Source organism: Mesorhizobium sp. M7A.F.Ca.MR.362.00.0.0, assembly GCF_004023175.1.
Lineage (GTDB): Bacteria > Pseudomonadota > Alphaproteobacteria > Rhizobiales > Rhizobiaceae > Mesorhizobium.
The window spans coordinates 862-1705 of sequence record NZ_RZTF01000688.1 but is presented as its reverse complement, the minus strand read 5'-3'; the positions used below and the strand labels follow the sequence as shown (position 1 = coordinate 1705).

The 844-nt window shown below is 64.2% G+C and carries 1 protein-coding gene; it reads left to right on the top strand.

Translation table 11 applies throughout. The annotated features are described in order from the left end of the window. On the top strand, positions 1-829 hold an 829-nt coding region (gene metF, locus EOC06_RS36835), incomplete at its 5' end, for a methylenetetrahydrofolate reductase [NAD(P)H] (protein ID WP_128310089.1). Positions 830-844 lie beyond the last annotated feature (15 nt).

Below are 844 nucleotides of genomic sequence, written 5' to 3'. Positions count from 1 at the left end.
GGAAGCGAGGCTGTGGGAGACGGTGACAAGGCTGGAGCCGCTGAAGCCGAAATTCGTCTCGGTGACCTACGGCGCCGGCGGCTCGACGCGAGAGCGCACCGCGCGCACTGTAAAGCGCATCCTGACGGAAACCGGTATTCCTGCAGCGGCGCATCTGACCTGTGTCGGGGCAACGCGCGACGAGGTCGACGCGGTCATCCAGGATTACAAATCGATCGGTATCAACCGGTTCGTGGCGCTGCGCGGCGACCCGGCCTCCGGCGTCGGCGGACCGTATCGGCCGCATCCCGGTGGCTACGAGAACGGCGCGGAACTGGTCGCCGGGCTCAAGGCGATTGCTGATTTCGACATCTCCGTCGCGGCCTATCCGGAAAAACATCCGCAAAGCCCCGATTTCGCCACCGACATCGAGATGCTGAAGCGCAAAGTCGACAATGGCGCGACGCGTGCCATCACTCAGTTCTTTTTCGACAACGATCTCTACGAGCGCTATGTCGAGCGCGTCCGCCGCGCCGGCATCTACATCCCGATCGTGCCGGGTATCCAGCCGGTTCACAGTTTCAAGCAGGTCGCGAACTTTTCCGCGAGGGCGGGCGCGCATGTGCCCGGCTGGCTGGCGGAGCGTTTCGAAGGCCTCGACCGGGACCCGCAGACGCATGCGCTGGTGGCGTCGGCGGTGGCGGCCGAACAGGTGATGGACCTTGTCGAGCGCGGTGTCGGCGATTTCCACTTCTACACCATGAACCGCGCCGATCTGGTCTTTGCCATCTGTCATATGATCGGCATCCGCTCGCACGAGGCGGCGGCCGCCGGATCAGCTGCGGCATGAGAGTGGGTTGAACGA